Origin of the sequence: uncultured Tateyamaria sp. (assembly GCF_947503045.1) — a bacterium.
Taxonomy (GTDB): domain Bacteria; phylum Pseudomonadota; class Alphaproteobacteria; order Rhodobacterales; family Rhodobacteraceae; genus Tateyamaria.
In genome coordinates this window covers 57,631-80,251 of record NZ_CANNCF010000008.1, presented here as the reverse complement: position 1 = coordinate 80,251, position 22,621 = coordinate 57,631, and the positions used below count along the sequence as shown (strand labels likewise).

Below are 22,621 nucleotides of genomic sequence, written 5' to 3'. Positions count from 1 at the left end.
CCGAGATCGCGATCTCGGACCGCCGCGAGGCGGAGCTGGCCGCCAATGGCATGATGCCTCTCATCCACCGCAAGAATTCGGACCTTGCCGCATTCATCGGTGCGCAGTCGCTGCACAAGCCCGCTGAATACGACGACCCGGATGCCACAGCCAACGCCAACCTCGCGGCCCGCTTGCCGTACCTGTTCGCGACCTGCCGCTTTGCCCACTACCTCAAGTGCATGGTCCGCGACAAAGTTGGCTCGTTCAAATCGCGTGGTGCGATGGAAACGTGGCTGCAGGAATGGATCAACCAATACGTTGATTTCAATTCGGAGACGTCTCCGGAAGAGGTCAAGGCGCGCCAGCCCCTTGCCGCTGCCGAAGTCGTCGTCGAGGAGGTCGAAGGGAACCCAGGGTATTACAGTTCAAAGTTCTTCCTACGGCCACATTACCAGTTGGAGGGCCTGTCCGTCTCGCTGCGGCTGACCTCCAAACTCCCCAGTGAGAAGGGATAATCCTACTCACTTTTTTCTAAACGACCCGACCCCTAACACTATGAAAGGAACAAATCATGTTTGACGCATTCTGCTATTTCCTGGCTCCACCGACTGAAACCACGGGTGAAACCCAAGACGTCGATATGAAAGAGAAAAAAGCTTTCGAAATCCTGAGCTTTGAAATTGGCGCTGAAAACAACATCAACATCGGCTCCGTGACGTCTGGTGGTGGTGCCGGTAAGGCGACCTTCAAGGAACTGAACGTCACCAAGAAGACCGACACCGCATCTGCTGCTCTGTTCAGCGCGCTGTGCAAAGGTGATCACTACGACGACATGATCATCGAACTGCGCCGCTCGGGTGGTGTGTCCGACACGGGCAAGTCCGGCAAGACATTCCTCAAGTGGGAATTCAAACTGGTCATGATCCAGGACATCACATGGTCCGGTTCGGACGGTGACGACATCTGCGAAGAGACAATCGTCATGCAGTACGGCGCGATGAAAGTGACCTACACGCCGCAGGACAAGCAAGGCAAGGACATGGCCGTCAAGACAGCCGAATGGAGCCGCGTCAAGAACCAGGCGAACCTCGCTGTATAAGTATCGCGCCTGCGATACCGCAAGATATTGGCAGGCCCCGATGTGGGCCTGCCTTTTCAAGAAAGACCTTTGAGGAGAAGCCAAGTGAGTGCCGAGGATCTGTTAAAATCTGGTGATCTTGATGGCGCACTGGCCGCGTTGCAGAACGACATCCGCGCCGATGCCGCAAACCCTGCCCTGCGCATTTTCCTGTTCCAGCTGCTGTCTGTGCGCGGCGACTGGAAACGTGCCATCGCACAGCTGAAATTATCTGCCGAGATGGATGGCACCGCCACCCATATGGCCCAGACCTATCGCGAGGGGATCATCTGCGAGGTCTACCGCGAAAAGGTGTTCACCGGTGAAAAGGACCCGCTGATCTTTGGCGAGCCTGCCGAGTGGATCGCTCTGATGACCGAGGCCCTGAAATCCAACGTTGCAGGCAATGCCGATCAGGCCGCCGAGACCCGCGCCCGTGCCTTCGACATGGCCCCGACCTGTTCGGGTCGTATCAATGGCGAACCCTTTGAGTGGATCGCGGATGCCGACATGCGTCTTGGTCCGCTGCTTGAGATCGTGGTCAATGGCCGCTATTTCTGGATGCCCTTCACCGCGATTGCCAAGGCCAAGTTCGAAGACCCCATCGACCTGCGCGACGCCGTCTGGACCCCTGCCGAGATCAAACTGGCCAATGGCGGCGACATCGTCGCCCTGATCCCGACCCGCTATGCCGGCACTGTCACGGACGGTTCGGATGCCGAGCGTCTGGCCCGTGCCACCCAGTGGCGCGACATCGGTGCCGACACCTATGCCGGGCTGGGCCAGCGCCTGCTGGCCACCGATCTGGGCGACACGGCCCTGATGGATGTCCGCCTGCTGGAAATGGATGTGGAGCTGCCCGAAGAAGGTGAACCCGCCCCTGATCAGGCGCATGAGGACGAGGGCTGATCCATGTCGGACCGCATGATCGCCGAACGTCTGCAGCCTTCCTTGCTGGACCGGCTGACCGATGACGACCCGTTCGAGGTCAAGGAACGCCGCGAGGCCCGCGTGATCGACCTGCGCCAGTTGCGCGACATCCTGCAGCGCGACCTCAGCTGGCTGCTGAACACCTCGAACAATGCCAGTTTCATCGACGAAGAGACCTATCCCAGTGTTTTCAAATCGGTGCTGAACTACGGTATCACCGACATTGCGGGCGACTATTCCACGATCGAGCGCGCCCAGTTGATGCGCAAGTCCATCGTCGCCGCTGTCCAAAGCTATGAGCCCCGCATTCACCCCGGGTCGCTGACCGTCAAGCTGCGCGCCGACGAGGTCAACCGCCAGTCGGTTGTGTCCTTCGACATCCGCGCCGACATGTGGGCCCAGCCGTTGCCCATCGAGTTGTACCTGCGCAGCCAGGTCGATGTGACCACCGGAGAGCTTGAACTGGAAAGGATCGCCTGACCCCGCCATGGATACCCGACTGCTGAAACATTACGAAGGCGAACTGGCATTCATGCGCGATATGGGGGCCGAGTTCGCCGAGGCCTTTCCCAAGATCGCCTCGCGTCTGGGCATGGACGGGGTCGAGGTTGTCGACCCTTATGTGGAGCGGTTACTGGAGGGCGTCGCCTTTCTCTCCGCCCGCGTGCAGCTTGAGCTGGAGTTGCAATACCCGGCGCTGACCTCGCATCTGCTGGAAATCATCTATCCCCATTACCTGTGCCCGCAGCCGTCGATGATGATCGCCGCCTTTGAGCCCGACATGCAGAACGCCGCCCTTGAAGACGGCTATGTGATCGAGGCCGGGTCAGAGCTGCGCTCGGTTCTGGGCGAGGATGACACCACCCCTTGTGTGTTCCGCACCTCGACCGATGTGCGCATGTGGCCCGTCACCATCACCGAGGCCGAGTATATCGACGGGCGCGGTGAATTGGTGGCCGCCGGTGTCGCGCGCGATACAGAGGCCCGCGCAGGCATCCGTCTGCGCCTGTGCCGCCATGCCGACCAGCCAATATCGGAACTGACGATGGACAATCTGATCCTGTTCCTCAACGGCTCGGAGGGCAAGAACTGGGAACTGCACGAGATGCTGAGCACCCAGGTGACCGGCATCCTTGGCCGTTCGACCGACCGCCGTGCCGATTGGGTTGCCGATCTGCCTCGCGGCGAGGTGATCCCCCGTGGTTATGGGCGCGACGAGGCGCTGCTGCCCACCCCCAAGCGCAGCTTTGATGGCTACCGGCTGTTGCAGGAATATTTCGCGATGCCCGAGCGCTATCACTTTGTCGAGCTGACCGGCCTCGACATGGCGCTGTCCAAGGCCAAGGGCGCGGATGTGGATATTTATATCCTGCTGCGCAATGGCGATCCCGAGATCGCCGCGGGTGTGACCCCCGAAGCCTTTACCCTGAATGCAACTCCGGCCATCAACCTGTTTCACAAGCGCTGCGACCGGGTCCATATCACACCGTCCGTGACCGAGCATCACGTGGTGGCCGACCGCACCGCACCGCTGGATTACGAGATCTATGCGCTGGACAGCGTGATCGGCATTTCCGGAGAGGGCGAGGATGACGTGCAGTTCCGCCCGTTCTATTCCGCCGACGATCTCACGGCTGCCGGAGAGACCCACGCCACCTATTTCACCCAGACCCGCAAGATGCGTCAGCGCGCTGAAAAAGAGCGTCTGAAAGGTGTGCGCACCTCATATCTCGGCTCGGAAACCTATGTGACCCTTGTGGACGGCCAACAGGCCCCGTTCAGCAGCCAGCTGGATCAGCTGGCCGTGCAGGCGCTGGTCACCAACCGCGATTTGCCGCTGCTGTTGCCCACCGGGGCCAAGGACGTGTTCCATCTGCCCGGCGGCGGCCCGGTGGCCCATATCACCACCCCTGTCAGCCCGACCCGTCCGCGCCCGTCACTGGGCCAGGGCGAAACGGCGTGGCGTCTGATTTCGCACCTGTCGCTGAATTACCTGTCCATTGCAGATAGTGAGGCCACTGACAGCGCCGCCACCTTGCGCGAGTTGATCGGCATCTATGTGCCCTCCGGCAACAAGGTGCTGGAAAAGCAGCTTGAGGGGCTGAGTGCCGTGTCCACCCGGCCCATTGTGCGCCGCATGGCTGACGAGGTACTGTCCACGGCCGTGCGCGGCCTTGAGGTGTCGGTCACCTTCGACGAGAGTTTTTTTGAAGGCACCAGTGCCTATGCGATGGGTGCCGTGCTCGAACGGTTTTTCCACAAATATGTGTCTCTGAACAGTTTTACCGAAACGGTGCTTGTCACCCAACAGCGTGGGGAGATTACCCGATGGCGACCGGAAACCGGTCTGGGACGGATCCTCTAACGCATCTAGAGCGGCTGACGGAGGCTCCTGAAAAGTTTCACTACTTCCACGCCTTCCGGGTGCTGGAAGCGGCGTTCCCGGAGACGGCCCGCATCGGCGAGGCCCGCCGCCCGCGCGAGGACAAGGTGCGTTTTGCACAGGCCCCCGATCTGCGCTTTCCCCCGTCCTCCATCGAATCCTTCACGCCCCCAAAGGGCAAGAAACCGGGCCGTCTGGTTGACCGCTTTTTCGGGTTGTTTGGCCCCAACGGACCGCTGCCCCTGCACCTGACCGAATTTGCCGCCAGTCGCATCCGGCACCACCGCGATCCCACGCTGGTGGCCTTTGCCGACATGATCACCCACCGCATGACCACGCTGTTTTACCGCGCGTGGCGATCGGGCGAACCGGCTCCCAGCTTTGATCGCGGCGAGAATGACGAGTTCGAGCGCAAGGTCGCGGCCATCGGTGGATTCCACGCAGACCACATGCGCAAGAAAGACGCGATGCCCGATCTGGCCAAGCGCCATTTCGCGGGTCTGCTGTCACAGGGCACCAAGAATGCCGAAGGTCTGCAATCGATCCTGCAGTCCTTTTTCGGGGCCCGTGTCGAGGTGATCCAGTTCGTGGGCTGCTGGTTGGAGCTGGAACCCGATGATCGCTGGCAGATGGGCAGCCCGACGCAACTGGGCCGCACCGCATCCGTGGGCGAACGCGTCTGGACCCGCTCAGCCAAGTTTCGCCTGCGCATCGGCCCCTTGGGTTATGATGAGTATCAGCGCCTGCTGCCCGGCACCGGGTCGCTGGAGCGCCTGCGTTCCATCGTGCGCAATTATGTCGGTGACGCGCTGGACTGGGATGTAAATCTGATGCTGCGCGCCGAAGACGTGCCCCAGCCCAAACTGGGCGAAACCGTGCGGCTGGGTCAGACCAGCTGGGTTGGAAATACGAAAAGAAAAGAGGACGCGGACGATCTGTATCTGGAGCCAAACGCCCAGACCGCGCCGATATTGGAAGGGACAACACAATGACAGAAATCAGCCGCGTTGCACTGTTCGGCAAGCTGAACACATTGGGCTACAAGGCCATCGAGGGCGCCACGGTGTTCTGCAAGATGCGGGGCAACCCTTATGTCGAGATTGTCCACTGGCTGCATCAGATCCTGAACAACCAGAACAGCGATATCCATCAGATCGTCGATCACTACAAACTCGACACCGGCAAGATCGCCGAAGAGATCACCGCCGCCCTCGACAAACTTCCCCGCGGGGCAAGTTCGGTCAGCGACCTGTCCAGCCATCTTGAGGACGCGATGGAGCGGGCCTGGGTCTGGGGTTCGCTGCTCTATTCCTCCAATCAGGTGCGCACGGGCCACATCATTCTGGGCATGCTTGAGACGCCCAACCTCAAGAACATCCTTGTGTCGATTTCGCCCACCCTTGCCAGCATCAAGCCCGACGATCTGGCGGATGGGTTCCACAAGATCACCGACGGCTCGCCCGAGGACGCGATGCGTCCGCAGGATGGCTCGGTCACCGGTGGCGGGGCTGAGCCCGGCGAAGCCTCAGGCGCGCTGAAGCCCGGACAGGATGGCGGTGAGGCGCTGGAGCAGTTCTGCACCGACCTCACCGAACAGGCCCGCAACGGAGAGATCGACCCCATCGTCGGTCGTGACGAGGAAATCCGCCAGATCGTCGACGTGCTGATGCGCCGTCGTCAGAACAACCCGATCCTGACTGGCGAGGCTGGTGTCGGCAAAACGGCCGTGGTCGAAGGGTTCGCCCTGCGCATCGCGCGCGGTGACGTGCCGCCTGCCTTGCAGGATGTGCGCCTGCTGGTGCTGGATGTGGGCCTGTTGCAGGCCGGGGCCAGCATGAAAGGCGAGTTTGAGAACCGTCTGCGTTCCGTCATTGACGAGGTGCAGGCCTCGACCACGCCCATCGTGATGTTTGTGGACGAGACCCACACATTGGTCGGGGCAGGGGGCGCTGCCGGGACCGGCGATGCCGCGAACCTGTTGAAACCCGCCCTTGCGCGCGGCACGCTGCGCACCATCGGTGCCACCACATGGGCCGAGTACAAGAAGCACATTGAAAAAGACCCCGCCCTGACCCGCCGTTTCCAGGTGGTGCAAGTCGAGGAACCCGATATCCCCAAAGCCATCCTGATGATGCGCGGGATCGCCGGGATGCTGGAAAAGCACCACAAGGTGCAGGTGCTGGACGAGGGTATCGAGGCCGCCGTGACCCTGTCGGCCCGCTATATCCCGGCGCGCCAGTTGCCCGACAAATCCGTCAGCCTGCTGGACACCGCCTGTGCCCGCGTTGCTGTCAGCCAGCACGCCGTGCCTGCGCAGGTCGACGATTCACAGCGCCGCATTGAATCCCTGACCACCGAACTGGACATCATCGGGCGCGATGAGACTGCAGGCTATGAGGTCGGCGAACGCCGCGCCAATATCGAAGCGCAAAAGGCCGAGGAAGAAGAACGCCTGACAGGTCTCAAGGCCAACTGGGATGCGGAAAAGGCGCTGGTGAGCGACATCATAGAATTGCGCGCCAAGCTGCGTGCGGCCGGTCAGCCGGTCGAAGCGACCCACACCCGTGAAGGCATTGCCGCCGATGAGGCCGCCGAGACCGAGGTGCCCGAAGAGGCCGCGATGTCCGAAGAGGACCGCGCCGCCATCATGGCCGAGTTGAAGGAAAAGAACGCCGCGCTGATCGCGCAGCAGGGGGACACCCCGCTTATCCTGCCCATCGTGGATCATCAGGCCGTGGCCTCGGTTGTCGGTGACTGGACCGGCATTCCGGTGGGTCGCATGATGAAGGACGAGATCGAAACAGTCCTGAACCTCGAAGAGCATCTGGCCAAGCGCGTTATCGGTCAGGACCACGCGATGAAGGCGATTGCCAAGCGCATCCAGACTTCGCGCGCGGGCCTTGATAATCCGTCAAAACCCATCGGTGTGTTCATGCTGGCCGGGACCTCCGGCGTCGGCAAGACCGAAACCGCGCTGGCCCTCGCCGAAGTCCTTTATGGCGGCGAGCAGAACGTCATCACCATCAACATGTCCGAGTATCAGGAGGCCCATACCGTGTCCTCGCTGAAAGGCGCCCCTCCGGGATATGTCGGTTATGGCGAGGGTGGCGTGCTGACAGAGGCCGTGCGGCGCAAGCCATACTCCGTTGTTTTGCTTGATGAAGTAGAAAAAGCGCATCCTGATGTGCATGAAATCTTCTTTCAGGTGTTTGATAAGGGAGTGATGGAAGACGGCGAGGGCCGCGTGATCGATTTCAAGAACACGCTGATCCTGCTGACGTCGAATGCCGGGACCGATTTGATCATGGACATGTGTGCCGACCCCGAACTGATGCCCGACCCCGAGTCGATGGCCAAAGCGCTGCGCGAGCCGCTGTTGCAGGTGTTCCCGCCTGCTCTGCTGGGTCGGTTGGTCGCGATCCCCTATTACCCGCTCAGCCCCGATATGATCGGCCAGATCACGGTGCTGCAGTTGAACCGTATCAAGAAACGTGTGGAGGCCGCCCATGGCGTGCCCTTCGAGTATTCCGAGGCAGTGGTCACCGAAATCGTCGACCGCTGTCAGGAATTGGAAAGCGGTGGCCGCATGATCGACGCCATCGTGACCAATACAATGCTGCCCGACATCTCGGCCGAGTTCCTGCGCCGGATGATGGAGGGTGGAGTGATTGAAAAAGTAGCAATCGATGTAGAGGACGGGAACTTCACGTACAGTTTTGAATAAGACGCAATTGCCCTGAGGAGAGGACAGATATGGCTATGCAGTACAAGAAGATTTTCATCGGTGAAGGTGGGGGTGTGGATGTCGACAAGGCGGACGTCGCGAGCATTGCAACTGAGCTTGGAAAGTACCTCAAGGCCAATGGGATGCAGGCGCAGGGCATCAAGCTGCCCGGTCTCAAGAAGGCAGGCAGCCTGATCCAGAAGTCTGCCGCCATTTTGGAAAAGTCCCGCAACAGCCCTCTGGCCCAGGAAATGGGCATGTCGCCGGAATTGAAAGTCGTGGCCGGGATCGACACCAAGGGCGACATGTCGGCCACCATTACCGGGCTGCTGCCCCCATCCAAATCCGGCAAGCCGCCGATCAACTTCGACAAGACCGAGGTGATCCGCAAAGGCTGGACCGCGCTTGAGGCGGAGCTGTCCAACGAGACCAATGTGGTCGTCAACCTGACCAAGAAGAACCTGCAGATCATCGAAGGTGCGCTGGAGCCGCTGCTCAAGAAATACAACGGCGACATGGCCGCACTGCACAAGGACGCCAAGTTCCAGAAGCTGTTGGCCAAGTATAACGACGGCGACGTCAAGGTGATCAACAAGGCCGCCGAAAAGCAGGCCAAAAAGTTCCAGACCCCCGCCGTGGACACGCTGGCCGCCGATTTCGGAGAGATGACCACCGGCACTGTCATCCTCGCCGCTCACGGCAGCCGGGTGAAAGAGCAGGGCAAGACCGTCGGCACCAAGCTGGGCAGAAAGACCCCCGAACAGATCGTCGCCCTGCTGACCGAGCAAAGCGACAAGTCCAAGAACCTGTCCAAGGACTTCAAGGGCACCGTTTTGCTGTCGGGTTGCTTTACCGCCGCCGGAGGCATCCCGCCCTCGGACGACTATGACTATGCCCCCTTTGCCCAGAAGGTCTGGAACCTGCTCAAGAAGAAAGGGATCAAGTGCAAGGTCTCGGGTCTGCCCGGACAGGCGCGCACCGATGCCGATGGCAACAAGAAGTCCGTCATCCCGACCGAGCAGGATGAATATGACGCACTGAAACAGGAAGTCGCCGACCTAAAGGCGGAGTGGAAGAAACAGCAGGCCAAATTCGACAAGGGCGACAAGAAAGCAAAGGCCGCTGCCAACAAGAAGATCAAAGAGCTCATGCCAAAGCTGAAAAAAGCCAACGCCAGCAAGGAAGCCAAGGTGATGAACGAGTTGATCATGAGCTACGGTTTGGACCCGGTCCGTTAAGGCGCCGGTTAGACTATCCGGCGATGCGACCTGACACCGGGTCGCGTCGCCACATGCGCAACACGTTTTGGAAAGGATCAAAAGATGGCCGCTGACGGAAACAAGGCAATGACCGCGAAACTGGAAGTCCCGTGGCAAAAGGAGATGAAGGGTGAGCTCATCAAGTGGGTGAACTCTGAAAAGGACATTGCCAAGCTGTTCCCCAAGAAGATCACTTATTCCCAGAAGGTCGAACTGAACCCGGCCAAGTGGAACGACTCCAAGCTGAAAAACGCGCTGCCGCCCCTTGTCCGCCCCGAACTGCAAATCCTCGCCAACCGCATCTCTGATGCAAAAAAGCTGGCTGAGAAGGCGAAGTCGCCCAAGGAGCACAACAAGGTCATCAACGCCGTCAAACTTGCCATCAAGACCAGCATGGCCGAGATCGAAGAGAAGTGTTCGACCGCCCTCGAAGAATTGGAATCCGGTGTGGCCGATGCCAAGGCCGGGCTCGCCCTCGGCAAGAAGGCGATGGCCGAAGTCGGTCGGTTGGAGGCCGACAAGGTGTTCAGCGAACCGCTTGAGATTGCCATGACCTCAGCCAAGAGCATCCATCAGGCGGAATCCGGCGGCAAGGACGTCAAGGCCGCCCAGGAAACCGCCAAGAAAGAGATCGCAGAGGCCCTCAAGATCCTCAATGACACCGGCAAGACCGCCCAAAACGTCGCCAAGTATCTGTCTGCGAACGGCAAGAAGATGGCTGACAATCCCAAGGGCGAAGTGTCAGCCTTCGGCAAGAAGGTCATGGACAAGAAGGTGCTTGGCCCGCTCCAGCAGCTGGACAAGGACATCGACAAGTTGACCGCGGCCCTTGTCGGATATGCCAAGGATCTCAAGGACGGCAAGATCGATGGCCACAAGGCCAAGATGGCCGAAAGTGAATTCAGCAAGATGAAGGGTCTGCAAAAAACGGCTGACACCGCCGTGAAGGAAATGCAGGGCCTGCAAAAGGCGTTCAAGGCCGTTCAGAAGGACCTGAAATAGGTCGACAAACCGACCGGATGGAGATGCAATGACCCAAGGATCAGGCAACACCGAAAAGTTGGCGACAGAGCCAGTGGATGGCTCTGTCCGCGCCCGGCTGCGTGCGTTTCTGGAAACGGACCGCGTGGTGAACGCCATCATGACGTTGATCATTTTCAACGCCATTACTTTGGGGATCAGCACGTCCGATTGGGCGCAGACCAACTTTGGCACTTTGCTCAACATCATCGACAAGACGGTGCTGACCATCTTTGTGATCGAATTGCTGCTCAAGCTGTTTGCCTACGGGTTCAGCTTCTTCCGCAATTCATGGAACATCTTTGATCTTCTCGTCGTGTCCGTGGGCTTGTTGCCCCAGACGACTGCACTGTCTGCGCTGCGCGGTCTGCGCGTGATCCGCGCCTTGCGATTGCTGTCGGTCATTCCACAAATGCGGGCGGTTGTTCAGGCGCTGTTGGATGCTTTGCCCGGTATGGGCGCGGTGATCGTCATGATCTCGATCGTGTTTTACGTGTTCGGCGTGATGGCCACCATCATGTATGGCAATGCCTTTGACGAATGGTTCGGCACTTTGGGTCGATCTTTGTATTCCCTGTTCCAGATCATGACGCTGGAATCGTGGTCGATGGGCATTGTGCGCCCCGTCATGATCGAGTTTCCAAATGCGTGGGCGTTCTTTGTGCCCTTCATCGTGATCACCGCATTTTCGGTGCTCAACCTTTTTATCGGTCTGCTGGTCAACACCATGCAATCGGCCGTGGAGGAAGAAACCGAGGCAGAGTTCGAAAAGCTGCGTGAACTGGTGCGCGAGGAAACCGATCAGGTCGACGCCCATGTGCTTGAGTTGAGCGAACAGGTCAAAGCCCTGCGTGAAGAGTTGCAAAAAGCCCGGGAAGGTGGCGCATGAGTTCACAGAAGTTCATTGCGCGCAATCGCGCCCCACGCGTCCAGATCGAATATGATGTGGAGCTTTATGGGGCCGAGAAGAAGGTGCAACTGCCCTTCGTGATGGGCGTGATGTCCGATCTTGCAGGCAAGTCCGAGGTGCCTCAGCCCTCCATCGCCGACCGCAAGTTCCTTGAGATCGACGTCGACAATTTCGACGAGCGCATGAAGTCGATGGCCCCCCGCGCTGCCTTTACCGTGCCCAACACCCTGACCGGCGAGGGCAATCTGGCCGTCGATCTGACCTTCGCCAAGATGTCCGATTTCAGCCCCGAGGCGATTGCGGCCAATGTCGACACCCTCAAGCCGCTTCTCGAGGCGCGCCGTCAACTCTCTGATCTGATGACCTATATGGACGGCAAGGCCGGAGCCGAGGCCCTGATCGAGGAGATCCTGACCAAGCCTGATCTGCTGAAATCCCTGTCCGCCGGGGCCGGAGCGGCCGCGAGCGCCGATGCCACGCTGGACGACCTGCGCGAGATGGCGCCCGAAGATGTTCCCGAAACCGACGCCGCTGCCGATGTGCTGGCGGGCATCGAAAGGGTGGAGGCAGAGCCCGAGGCCGATACCAGCGCCGATGTGCTGGCCGGTATCGAGCGTGTGGAAGATGCGCCCGAGGTCGATGAGACAGCCGACGTGCTAGCGGGCATCGAGCACGTCGAGGATGTGCCAGAAGAGGACACGACGGCTGACGTTCTAGCCGGTATCGAGCAAGTTGAGGAGGCTCCGGAGGAGGATACAACTGCAGATGTTCTCGCTGGTATCGAACAAGTCGAAGATGCGCCGGAGGAGGACACCACTGCTGATGTATTGGCCGGAATTGAGCAGGTCGAAGACGCTCCAGAGGAAGACACAACCGCGGACGTTCTCGCTGGCATAGAACAGATCGAAGATATCCCCGAAGAGGATACCACTGCCGACGTCCTGGCCGGTATCGAAGAGATTGAAGAGGCACCTGAAGAGGACACAACCGCAGACGTTCTTGCCAGCATCGAAGAAGTCGAGGACGCACCAGAAGAGGATGTGACCGCTGACGTTCTCGCCGGTATCGAGCAAGTCGAGGAGGCTCCGGAGGAGGACACTACCGCTGATGTCCTTGCGGGCATCGAGCAGGTTGAAGACACCGTCGAAGAAGACGTCACCTCGGATGTCCTTGCCGGAATCGAACAGATCGAAGACGTGCCGGAAGAGGACACGACTGCGGATGTTTTGTCCTCCATCGAGCAGGTCGAGGACGTGCCCGAGGAAGATACCGCGTCAGACGTGCTTGCCGGCATTGAACACATCGAGGACACGCCAGAAGAGGATGTCACCGCCGATGTTCTGGCAGGCATTGAAGAGATTGAAGAGGTCTTTGAGGAAGACGTCACCGCGGACGTTCTCGCCGGTATTGAGCAGGTCGAGGATGCTCCCGAAGAGGACACCACGGCGGACGTTTTGTCGTCCATCGAACAGGTGGAGGATGTGCCGGAAGAGGACACAACTGCTGACGTCTTGGCTGGCATTGAAGAAGTAGAAGACGCACCGGAGGAGGACACTACGGCGGATGTTTTGTCCTCCATCGAGCAGGTCGAAGACGTGCCCGGGGAGGACACCACTGCTGACGTCCTCGCCGCCATCGAAGAGGTGGAGGATGTGCCTGAGGCCGACACTTCGGACGACATTCTTGCCGGGTTGGAGGAGCCAGAGGTTGATGAGACCGAGGACACGACCCATGACGACGTGCTGGGCAGCATAGAAGCCGCACCCGAGGCGGACACCGAGGAAGATGACCTCGACGACATTCTGTCTGGCCTGGATGCGCCTGAAGAAGCGGAAGAAGAGGGCGACGATGTCGGCGATGTGCTCGCCGGGTTGGAAGCGGCTCCTGATGTCGAAGCGGACGACGATGATCTAGATGACATCTTGTCCGGTCTCGATGCACCGGAAGAGGCAGAGGACGAAGCGGATGAGGTGGGCGACGTGCTTGCCGGTCTGGATGCTGTTTCAGAGCCAGAAGAGGACGACGATCTGGACGACGTTCTGGCTGGTCTGGATGCGCCGGATGAAGTTGAAGACGATGCCGATGATGTCGGCGACGTTCTGGCTGGGTTGGAGAGTGCTGCGCCCGAAGAGGATGAGGGCGACGATCTAGATGACATTCTGTCAGGGCTGGATGCGCCCGAAGAAGCGGAGGATGACGCGGACGATGTAGGCGACGTTCTGGCCGGAATAGAGGCTGCGCCGGACGCAGAGAACGCGGATGATCTTGATGATATCCTTGCCGATCTCGATGCGCCTGAAACGACGGAAGAAGACGGCGATGACGTAGGGGACGTCCTCGCCGGGTTGGAAGCCGCGCCTGAGACCGAAGACAGTGACGACCTGGACGACATCCTGTCTGGCCTTGATGCACCCGAAGCGGCCGAGAACGAAGCGGATGATGTCGGTGATGTGCTGGCTGGGCTAGAGGCCGCGACCGAAGCCGAGGAAACGGACGATCTGGACGATATTCTGGGCGCGCTGGACATGGATGTTGCAGCGGAAAGCGACGCGGACGGGGATGATCTGGATGACATTTTGGCCGGGCTGGAGACCGACGACGCGGAAACCGAGACCGAAGACGACGACGTGGACGCGCTGCTCGCCGGGTTGGAAGCGCCTGAGGAGAGTTCAGAAGACGGCGACGATCTGGACGATATCCTAGCCGGTCTGGACTCGGATGACGCTGAGGACGACGGCGAAGACGTGGATGCGCTTCTGGCAGAGTTGGAAGCGCCCGAAGAGAGCGCGGACGACAGTGACGATCTGGACGATATTCTCGCTGGATTGGACTCAGACGACTCTGAGGACGAGAGCGAAGACGATGACATGGACGCACTGCTCGCTGACCTGGATACGCCAGAAGAAAGTGCGGACGATGGCGACGATTTGGACAGTCTCCTCGCAGGACTCGACTCCGATGACTCCGGGGGCGACAGCGATGACGATGACATGGACGCGCTGCTCGCTGGCCTGGATACGCCCGAGGAAAGTGCAGACGACGGTGATGATTTGGACAGTCTCCTTGCTGGGCTCGATTCGGACGACGCTGAGGACGAGGGCGGTGATGACGACCTCGATGCGCTGCTCGCCGAGTTGGATGATGACGACGACGATGCGGCGGAAGGGGACGAGGATCTGGATGCGTTGCTGGCCGATCTGGACGATGACACCAGCGATGCGGGCGGCGATGACGATGATCTGGACGCGCTGCTGGCCGGGTTGGACGACGACGATGATGAGGACAGCGCCGACGCAGCGGATGAGGCTGAGACCGCCGCAAGCGATGAACCCGCCGAGGAGGCCGCCCCAGTGCAATCACCGTTTGGCATGATCAGTCTGCCCCGCCCAAGCCGCCAGGACCTCAACCGCACAAAGTTTCGCATGGCCGTCTTTGGCGACTTTACCGGGCGCGCGGCGCGTGGGTTGATGGAAACCGGCGACGCGCTGGCCGCACGGCCGCCAATCCCACTGGATGTGGATACCATCGACGAGATCATCGAAGGCTTTGGCACCACGCTGGTGCTGCCCATTGGGGCAGGCGGCACGGGGGTTGAGGTCAAGCTCAAGGAAATGGATGACCTGCACCCCGACGAGCTTTATGACAATGTCGAGCTGTTTGATGCGATTTCGGGTGTGCGCCAGCAGTTGGGCGTCGGGTCAATGGCCGACCGGGCCGTCGAGCAACTGAAATCCTGGTCCGAGACCTATGCAACGCCGATCAAGCTGCCCAAGAAATCGGCTGGATCGTCGATGCCGACGAACCTCAAACTGAGCGACTTTCAGGCTCTGATCGGCGACACGCGCGGCACGTTGACCCAAGCCTCGCCCGCGGATGAGCTGATCGCGCAGATCATTGGCCCTCACGTGGTCAAGGCACCGGATGCGGGTGCCGAGGCGATGAAGAACGCGGTGGACGAGGCGCTGAGTTCGGCGATGAACCTGATCCTGCACCACCCGGAATTCCAGGCGATCGAGGCGCAATGGCGCAGCCTTGATCTGCTGGCGCGCCGGATCGAGACGGACGTGAAGCTGGAAATCGTGCTGTATGATATCTCGGCCGAAGAACTGGCAGCCGACTTGGCAGCACAAGAAGACCTGTCTGAAAGCGGGCTGTTCAAGCTGGTGACCGATGTGCTGGAACCCGAAGAAGGGGCCGGCGGCTTTTCCGCGTTGTTTGGTCTTTATACGTTCGAGGAAACCCCGCCCCATGCGGAACTGCTGGCCCGGATCGGGCAAGTGGGCCTGCATGTGGATGCCCCGTTTTTCTCGGCGATGGCGCCCAGCTATCTCGATACGGAACCCGAGGACCGCCACCCGCTGGTGGCCAAGACATGGGACACGCTGCGCCAGATGCCTGAAGCCGCCTATGTGGCCCTTGCCTCGCCCCGCTTTTTGCTGCGCCAGCCCTATGGGGCCAAGTCAGACCCGGTCTACGCCTTCGACTTCGAGGAATTCTCGCCCCGCGAAGGCCTCAGAGGGATGCTTTGGGCCAACCCTGTTGTGCTGATCGCGATCCTGCTGGCCGGAACTTACAAGAAAGACGGCAAGGCGATGGATCTGGGGTCGATGATGAACCTTGGCGATCTGCCGTTTTACTACGTCAATGACCGCTATGGCGATCAGGTCGCGCTGCCTTGCACAGAACGCAACCTGACAACGGACCCGGCGCAGGCTACACTGGGGCGCGGATACATGCCTGTGCTCTGGATGAAGGGGCGCAACGAGATCCGCCTCGGCTCATTCCGGTCGCTGGGCGGAGACACTATCGCAGGGCCCTGGCAAGAGGCCGTACCGGCCCCGCGCAAGGCACCCAGGACACCCGATCTGGACGTCGAAATGGACGCCACGGTTGGCGACGACGACACCGACGACGACGATACATCGCTTGACGATCTGCTCGCAGGCCTTGAGGATGATACGCCGACAGGCGACGATGATGACGACACGTCGCTGGACGATCTGCTGGCGGGCTTTGACGACGACGACAGCGATTCAACAGATGACGGTGACGATGATGATATGGATCCGGAGCTTGCCGCCTTGCTGGAGGGCCTTTGAATGAACGCACTGAATGGAATACCAGGAAAAGGCCCCGGAGATGGGGAAGAACCCCCGATTATTTTGTTGGGAATCGAGAAGCGCAGTTACTACGTGTATAAAGGTGACGAGTACCTGAACCAGTTATTACTGGCGGATGGGAATTTTCCAACACCCATCCTGTGTGTAAACTTTGACACCATATTTGATGCCAAGCGCGTCCTTGGCGAGGATTTTTCGCTGGGCGCCTGTTGGGTGATCCATCCAGAGATTGTCGCCCGGCTGCGTGAAGACAAGTTTTTAATTGAATCGGATGAATAAGGCCCACGTTTAGGGCCAAGGAGAATTGACATGGCAGCTAGTGATCTAGAGCTTGAGGGCCGCAATGTCTGGATGGAAGGGTCGTATTCTTCCACGCCGGTCAACCTGAAGAATGCACGCATCATCGAGTCATTAAGCTCGCTGACGCACACAACTGTCGAATTTCTGTCCTCGAACGAGGCGCTCGACCTGCAGGACATTCTGGGTTCGACCATCCATCTGGGCCAGAAAGACGAGGATGAAGAAGACCGCTGGTTCACCGGCACCTGCGTGTCGGTTGATTATGTTGGCCTCTATCAGGGCATGTCCCATTTCGTCGCCGAGGTCCGCCCGTGGCTGTGGTTCCTGACCCGCACCCGCGAAAACCGGATTTTCCAGGAAGTGCATGTCCTCGATATCATCAAGCAGGTGATGGACCCCTACGGGTTCTGGTCGGACGTCAAGCAGGAGACCACCGGCAGCTACAAGGCCCGCGACTACTGCGTGCAGTACAACGAGACCGATTTTGATTTCATCTCCCGCCTGATGGAAGAAGAGGGCATCTACTACTACTTCATTCAGGACGAAAAGAAGCTGAAGATGGTGCTTGCCGACAGCATCAGCGCCCACAAGCCTACCCCCAAGGCGGCCAAGATCGACTTTGCCTTCAAGGAAGGTGGCGAGTACCGCCGCGACAATGACCACATCTTTGACTGGAGCGAGACCACCGTTGTCACAAGCGGCAAGGTCACGATGGAGGACTATGACTTTGACAAGCCCAAGACGGAGCTGAAAAAGGTCAAGGCCATGCCCAAGGGCGACCACAACAAGAAGAATTTCGAACAATACCTCTATCCCGGCCACAACCGGACGGCGGGTGTGGACGATGCCTTTGTCAAAGTACGGATGGAATCCGAAGCCGTGCGCCACAAGCTGTCACGCGGCGCTGGCAACGTGCGCACCTTGGGCGTGGGCCAGACCTTCAAACTGAAGGATCATCCGCGCAGTTCCAACAATATCGACTATCTCGTCACCCGTGCCGTGCACCACCTGCAGATCGAAACCGATTACGAGGATACGGAGACGAAAAAGCCGCTGTTTGACAGCACGCTGCCTGTGGACGAGGACAACACCGACACCTACCGCATTGTGTTCGACGTGATCCCCAAATCCGAGAAATTTCGTGCGCCGATGGTCACCCCGTGGCCCCGCGACATGGGTTTGCAGACGGCTGTGGTCACCGGCCCCTCGGGCGAAGAGATCTACACTGACAAATACGGCCGCATCAAAGTGCAGTTCCACTGGGATCGACTGGGCCAGAAAGACGAGAATACCACCTGTTGGGTGCGCTGCGTCATGCCGTGGACCGGCAAGAACTGGGGCATGATCCATATCCCCCGCATCGGCCAGGAGGTCGTCATCCAGTTCGAAGAGGGCGATCCGGATCGACCGATCTGCACCGGCATGCTATATAATGCCGACACGATGCCGCCCTATGCGCTGGACGCCAACAAGACCCAGACCGGGATCAAGACCCGGTCCACCAAAGAAGGGTCAGCAAGCAACTACAACGAACTGGTCTTTGAGGACAAAAAGGATGAAGAGTTCATCCGCATGCACTCGGAAAAGGACTACTTCCAGACCATCGAGAACAATGCTGTGATCAGCATCGGCGAGGAAAAGATGGATCCGGGTGATCTGACTCAGACGATCTATCACACCAAGACCGAAACGATCAAAACAGGTGACCACCTGTTCACCGTCGAGACCGGCAATCAGGTGATCCACGTGGAAACGGATCACACCGAAACCGTCGCTGGCAATGCCGAACAGACAATCACGGGCGACTACACGCAGACCATTGAATCGGGCAGCGTGACCCGCGAAGTATCCGCAGGCAGCGAGGATCACACCGTGTCTTCGGGTGATTATTCGCTTGATACCACCTCTGGTTCGATTGCAATTACTGCGGGAACTGAAATTTCGTTGACCGTGGGCAGCAATTCAATAGTGATCGACAACTCGGGCATCACCATTTCGGGCACCATGGTCACCATCGAAGGCACTGCCACAGCCGAGATGGATTCGCCCTCGACAACCGTATCGGGGGCTCTCGTTACGATTGACGGCGGCACCACGATGATCAACTGAGGTAGGATATGTCCAAACGATTTGAAAACCTCAAAAAAATCCCGGATCAGCCTGCCGCCCGTCTGCTGGCCGCGGCCAATGCCAAACTCAAGACCAAGCTGAAAGCGCCCGCCAGTGCGTCCGTCCAAGCCGTGTTGGAAGAACTGGAGGCTGCCGAGGCCCCGGTCGACATCCTGCGCCTGCTGTCGGTGTCGCTGCCACCGCGCGAATGCGTTTGGTGGGCCTGCATTGCCGGGCGCGACGTGATGGGCCCGGACGAAAAAAGTGCCTGCCTAGCGGCTTCGGAGGCTTGGGTGTTCGATCCCAGCGTCGAAAACCGCGAGCGTTTGCGTCTGGTGCTGGAAAATGAATCCTCCGGCGACAAGACGGCGCCCTGCGCTACGGCCGCCTATTATGCCCCCGGAAATCTGGGCGAAGGCGACATGTCTGACATTGCCGCCCCCGTCGGGGTTGTGTCGGCTTGCTGCTTTGGTATGAACCTCAAAATCCTCAAGGTTGGGCCACCCCCCGAACGCTGTTTTGAGGTGGCGATTGACCGGGCGCTGGACATTGCACGCGGGGGCAATGGCAAGATAGAATTGGTCGAAGAGACCGAAGAGACAACCAAGGAAGGAACCGCCTGATGCCCGGCCCCCCACAAGCGCGTGCCTCGGACATGCATACCGGCCCCTGCACGTTGGGGTCTCCGCTGCCGATCATTCCACCCTGCTGTCCGACTGTGCTGGTCTGTAATTTGCCAGCGGCGCGCATCTCTGACATGTGCACGGGCCTGATCGCGCCGCCGGCTGCGAACTTTCCTCCACATCCGATTGCCAAGGGATCAAGCTCGGTGCTGATCGGGAAGATGCCCGCAGCGCGCATCGGTGATCTGTGCTCGCTTGGTGGTTCAATTGTTGCAGGCGCGCCAACGGTACTTACAGGCGGCTAACTCAAGAATGGCAATCACACTGCGCTTCCAGTCGACCGGCAGCATTCCGGGCAATGGCGATCCGATCCAGATGACGGGACCAAGCCTCACGCTTGGCCGCGGCAATGAGAACGACGTTGTGTTGCCGGATCCCAACCGCGAATTGTCCAAACGCCACTGCGCAATCGAGGATCACAATGGCAACGTGATCGTGGTCGACTTTTCGACCAATGGCACCTTTCTGAACTATGGCAAGCTGGCCCTCGGCACGACGCCAACGCCTCTCAATGACGGCGACATCCTGTCGGTGGGTCCTTACGAGATCATGGTCAGCATCTCGTCCGAGGAAGCGGGTGATTTTCTGGCCGATCCGCTGGCTGAAGGCCCGGTCTCGCACGGGTCGGCGCAAAACGCGCCCAGCAATGCTGATCTTCTGGACGCCCCGGGCGACGGCGGCGATTTCCTCGATGATCTTCTGGTCGGTCGCGGCGCGCCCAAAGGCCCCGGCGTGATGCAGCGCGACGAAGTAGGCGATGACGGGTTGTTGCCGCCTCTCGGCGAAGATGACGGTATTCTGCCCCCCGCCTCAGACCCCTATGCAGGGCAGGGCGCCAGCGCCGGAGCGCATAACCCGGCTGGTCAGGATCATTTTTCGGTGCCCCGGCAGGCCGCACCCTCGTCCTCGGCCATTCCGGACGACTGGGATGATGATTTCCTCTCGCCCACGCCGCGCGCCGCGACCGCCATTCCCAACGATCCCTTTGCTGCCCCGATGCAGCCTACGCCGACTGCACCACCTGCGGCCCCGGCCGGGCGTGCCCATGTGGCCCCGTCGCCGATGCCGGTCTCGCCAAGCCCTGCACCGGCAATGCAGCAACCCGCACCAGCCGCACCTGCCATGGGTGGGCCCGACGCCGCCTCGCGCGGGTTCCTGTCGCAACTGGGGGCCGACAGCCTTGGCGTGACGGATCAGGACCTGCCTGCAACCATGTCCCGTCTGGGATCGGTTCTGCGCATCGCCATCGAGGGTCTGCGCGAAATCCTGATGACCCGAGAGTCCATCAAATCCGAATTCCGCATCGAAAAGACCATGTTGCAACTGGGCGGCAACAACCCGTTGAAATTCTCGATCAGCCCCGAACAGGCGATCGAGGCGATGGTGCTGCCCACGCCGCGCGGCTATCTCGAGGCGACCGAGGCCGCAAGCGAAGCCCTCAAGGACATCAAGGCCCACGAGGTCGCGATGCTGACCGGGATGGAGGCCGCCCTCAAGGGCATCCTCAAAAAACTCGATCCTGCCGTGCTCGAAGAGAAGATCAGCAGCGACAAGAGCCTGAGTGGAATGCTGAAAAGCCGCAAAGCCCGTTATTGGGAAATCTACGAAAGCATGTATACAGAAATCTCTGATCAGGCTGAAAACGATTTCCAGGAGCTGTTTGCCAAGGAATTCGCCCGCGCCTACCAAGAGCAGTTGGACAAGTTGAAATGAACGACGTCGATAGAATGGGATACGCCTGATGGCCTGGGACAGCAAAGTGCTGTGGACCGAAGGGCTGTTCCTGCAGCCCCACCATTTCCAGCAGGCCGACCGTTACACCGAAAGCCTTGTCGCGGGTCTGGCCCGCCGGGTGTCGCCCTATGTCTGGGGTGTGAACACGCTTGAGATCGACGAAGAGGTTCTGAAGTTCGGCCAGTTCGCCATCACGTCGTGCTCGGGTCTGACGCCTGACGGTACCGTATTTCGCGTCCCCGCCGCCGAAGATCACCCGCCCGCACTGGACGTCCCCGAAGGGATCAAGGACTGCGTTGTCTACCTGACCGTGCCGCAGCGCCGTCAGGGCGCTTTGGAGGTCGACATGACCGGCGCCGAATTGTCCGCCGCACGTCTGCGCCCGGGCGAGTTGGAAGTGACCGATGTGACCTCGTCCGGCAAAAAGGCAGTGACCATGGGTGTCGGCAAGCTGCGCCTGCAATTCGCGCTTGAGGTGGACGACCTGGCGGATCGGCTTTGCATCCCCATCGCCAAGATCATCGAGGTCAAACCCGACAGCGAAGTGGTCCTCGACAAGGGCTTTATCCCATCCTGTCTCGACATACAGGCCGCCGCAGCCCTCAACGCATTTGCCCGTGAATTGGACGGGCTTTTGAACCACCGCAAGACGGCCCTGTCAGGTCGTCTGTCCGAGGGTGGTGGCACCAAGGGTGTGGCCGAAATTTCCGACTTCCTGCTCTTGATGTGCGTGAACCGGTCGCAGCCGTTGATCCAGCATCTGGTCAAGATCGAGAATGTGCACCCCGAAGCGTTCTATCGCACCTGTATCGAGCTGGCCGGTGAGCTTGCGACCTTCATGGCCAATGACAAGGCCGCGCCTAAATTCCCGGCCTATGCCCATGACAACCTGACCGAGACCTTCAAGCCGGTGATCCGCACCCTGCGCCAGTACCTGTCGTCGGTGCTGGAACAGACCGCTGTTTCTATCCCGCTGGACCCGCGCAAATACGGCATCAGCGTCGGCATCATCGCGGACCGCAAGCTGTTGTCGAACGCAGGCTTTGTGCTGGCCGTACAGGCCGATATCCCGGCCGAAAACGTGCGCCGCCACTTTCAGAACCAGGCCAAGATCGGGCCGGTCGAAGAAATTCGCCAACTGGTCAACTCGGCCTTGCCGGGGATTCCGCTGCGCCCGCTGCCGGTTGCGCCGCGCCAGATCCCTTACCATGCGGGTGTCGTCTATTTCGAGCTGGACGGCGACAGCACCCATTGGGGCAAGATGTCGACGTCCGGTGGCATCGCTGTGCACGTGTCGGGGGAGTTCCCCGGCCTCAAGATGGAACTGTGGGCCATTAGGCAGGGCTGAAC

17 protein-coding genes and 1 pseudogene are annotated in these 22,621 nt (G+C 59.9%); all 18 read left to right on the top strand.

Annotated features, from left to right (window positions below; translation table 11 throughout):
- A partial coding sequence (locus Q1A89_RS21800) for a type VI secretion system contractile sheath large subunit (protein WP_299733560.1) occupies positions 1-497 on the top strand: 497 nt, incomplete at its 5' end.
- 56 nt (positions 498-553) lie between these two features.
- Positions 554-1,081 (top strand): type VI secretion system tube protein Hcp, encoded by a 528-nt coding sequence (locus tag Q1A89_RS21795; protein WP_299733558.1) that lies wholly within the window; start codon positions 554-556, stop codon positions 1,079-1,081.
- 84 nt (positions 1,082-1,165) lie between these two features.
- Positions 1,166-2,008: a type VI secretion system accessory protein TagJ gene (locus Q1A89_RS21790; protein ID WP_299733556.1), complete on the top strand. Its 843-nt coding sequence runs from the start codon at positions 1,166-1,168 to the stop codon at positions 2,006-2,008.
- A gap of 3 nt (positions 2,009-2,011) precedes the next feature.
- A complete protein-coding gene (gene tssE, locus Q1A89_RS21785) occupies positions 2,012-2,509 on the top strand; it encodes a type VI secretion system baseplate subunit TssE (RefSeq protein ID WP_299733553.1) in 498 nt (165 codons plus the stop codon).
- A gap of 7 nt (positions 2,510-2,516) precedes the next feature.
- Positions 2,517-4,394 (top strand): type VI secretion system baseplate subunit TssF, encoded by a 1,878-nt coding sequence (gene tssF / locus Q1A89_RS21780; RefSeq protein WP_299733552.1) that lies wholly within the window; start codon positions 2,517-2,519, stop codon positions 4,392-4,394.
- Entirely contained in the window at positions 4,358-5,404 is a 1,047-nt protein-coding gene (gene tssG / locus Q1A89_RS21775; RefSeq protein WP_299733551.1) for a type VI secretion system baseplate subunit TssG, read from the top strand. Before tssF ends, tssG begins: the two co-directional genes overlap by 37 nt.
- Positions 5,401-8,136: a type VI secretion system ATPase TssH gene (tssH, locus tag Q1A89_RS21770; RefSeq protein ID WP_299733550.1), complete on the top strand. Its 2,736-nt coding sequence runs from the start codon at positions 5,401-5,403 to the stop codon at positions 8,134-8,136. Before tssG ends, tssH begins: the two co-directional genes overlap by 4 nt.
- Positions 8,137-8,165: 29 nt before the next feature.
- Entirely contained in the window at positions 8,166-9,374 is a 1,209-nt protein-coding gene (locus Q1A89_RS21765; RefSeq protein ID WP_299733549.1) for a hypothetical protein, read from the top strand.
- 84 nt (positions 9,375-9,458) lie between these two features.
- The gene (locus tag Q1A89_RS21760; protein WP_299733547.1) at positions 9,459-10,397 is read left to right on the top strand and encodes a hypothetical protein; all 939 of its coding nucleotides are present in this window, start codon (positions 9,459-9,461) and stop codon (positions 10,395-10,397) included.
- A 28-nt stretch (positions 10,398-10,425) separates the two neighbouring features.
- Entirely contained in the window at positions 10,426-11,304 is an 879-nt protein-coding gene (locus tag Q1A89_RS21755; protein ID WP_299733545.1) for an ion transporter, read from the top strand.
- Positions 11,301-11,771, top strand: a pseudogene (gene tssB / locus Q1A89_RS21750) (type VI secretion system contractile sheath small subunit); the annotation flags it as partial. The gene Q1A89_RS21755 and the pseudogene tssB, both read left to right, overlap by 4 nt.
- Before the next feature lie 51 nt (positions 11,772-11,822).
- Complete coding sequence (locus tag Q1A89_RS23560) at positions 11,823-16,424, top strand: type VI secretion system contractile sheath large subunit (RefSeq protein WP_366524523.1); 4,602 nt, start codon at positions 11,823-11,825, stop codon at positions 16,422-16,424.
- Positions 16,425-16,724 (top strand): hypothetical protein, encoded by a 300-nt coding sequence (locus Q1A89_RS21740; protein WP_299733543.1) that lies wholly within the window; start codon positions 16,425-16,427, stop codon positions 16,722-16,724.
- Between the two features lie 30 nt (positions 16,725-16,754).
- Entirely contained in the window at positions 16,755-18,854 is a 2,100-nt protein-coding gene (gene tssI, locus Q1A89_RS21735) for a type VI secretion system tip protein TssI/VgrG (protein WP_299733541.1), read from the top strand.
- Positions 18,855-18,862: 8 nt separating this feature from the next.
- Positions 18,863-19,477 carry a hypothetical protein gene (locus Q1A89_RS21730; protein ID WP_299733539.1) on the top strand — a complete coding sequence of 205 codons (615 nt, stop codon included), beginning with the start codon at positions 18,863-18,865 and terminating at the stop codon, positions 19,475-19,477.
- A complete protein-coding gene (locus tag Q1A89_RS21725; RefSeq protein ID WP_299733537.1) occupies positions 19,477-19,782 on the top strand; it encodes a PAAR domain-containing protein in 306 nt (101 codons plus the stop codon). Before Q1A89_RS21730 ends, Q1A89_RS21725 begins: the two co-directional genes overlap by 1 nt.
- A 7-nt stretch (positions 19,783-19,789) precedes the next feature.
- The gene (tagH, locus tag Q1A89_RS21720; protein WP_299733535.1) at positions 19,790-21,250 is read left to right on the top strand and encodes a type VI secretion system-associated FHA domain protein TagH; all 1,461 of its coding nucleotides are present in this window, start codon (positions 19,790-19,792) and stop codon (positions 21,248-21,250) included.
- A gap of 28 nt (positions 21,251-21,278) precedes the next feature.
- Positions 21,279-22,619: a type VI secretion system baseplate subunit TssK gene (tssK, locus tag Q1A89_RS21715; RefSeq protein WP_299733533.1), complete on the top strand. Its 1,341-nt coding sequence runs from the start codon at positions 21,279-21,281 to the stop codon at positions 22,617-22,619.
- The last annotated feature ends 2 nt before the right edge of the window (positions 22,620-22,621 follow it).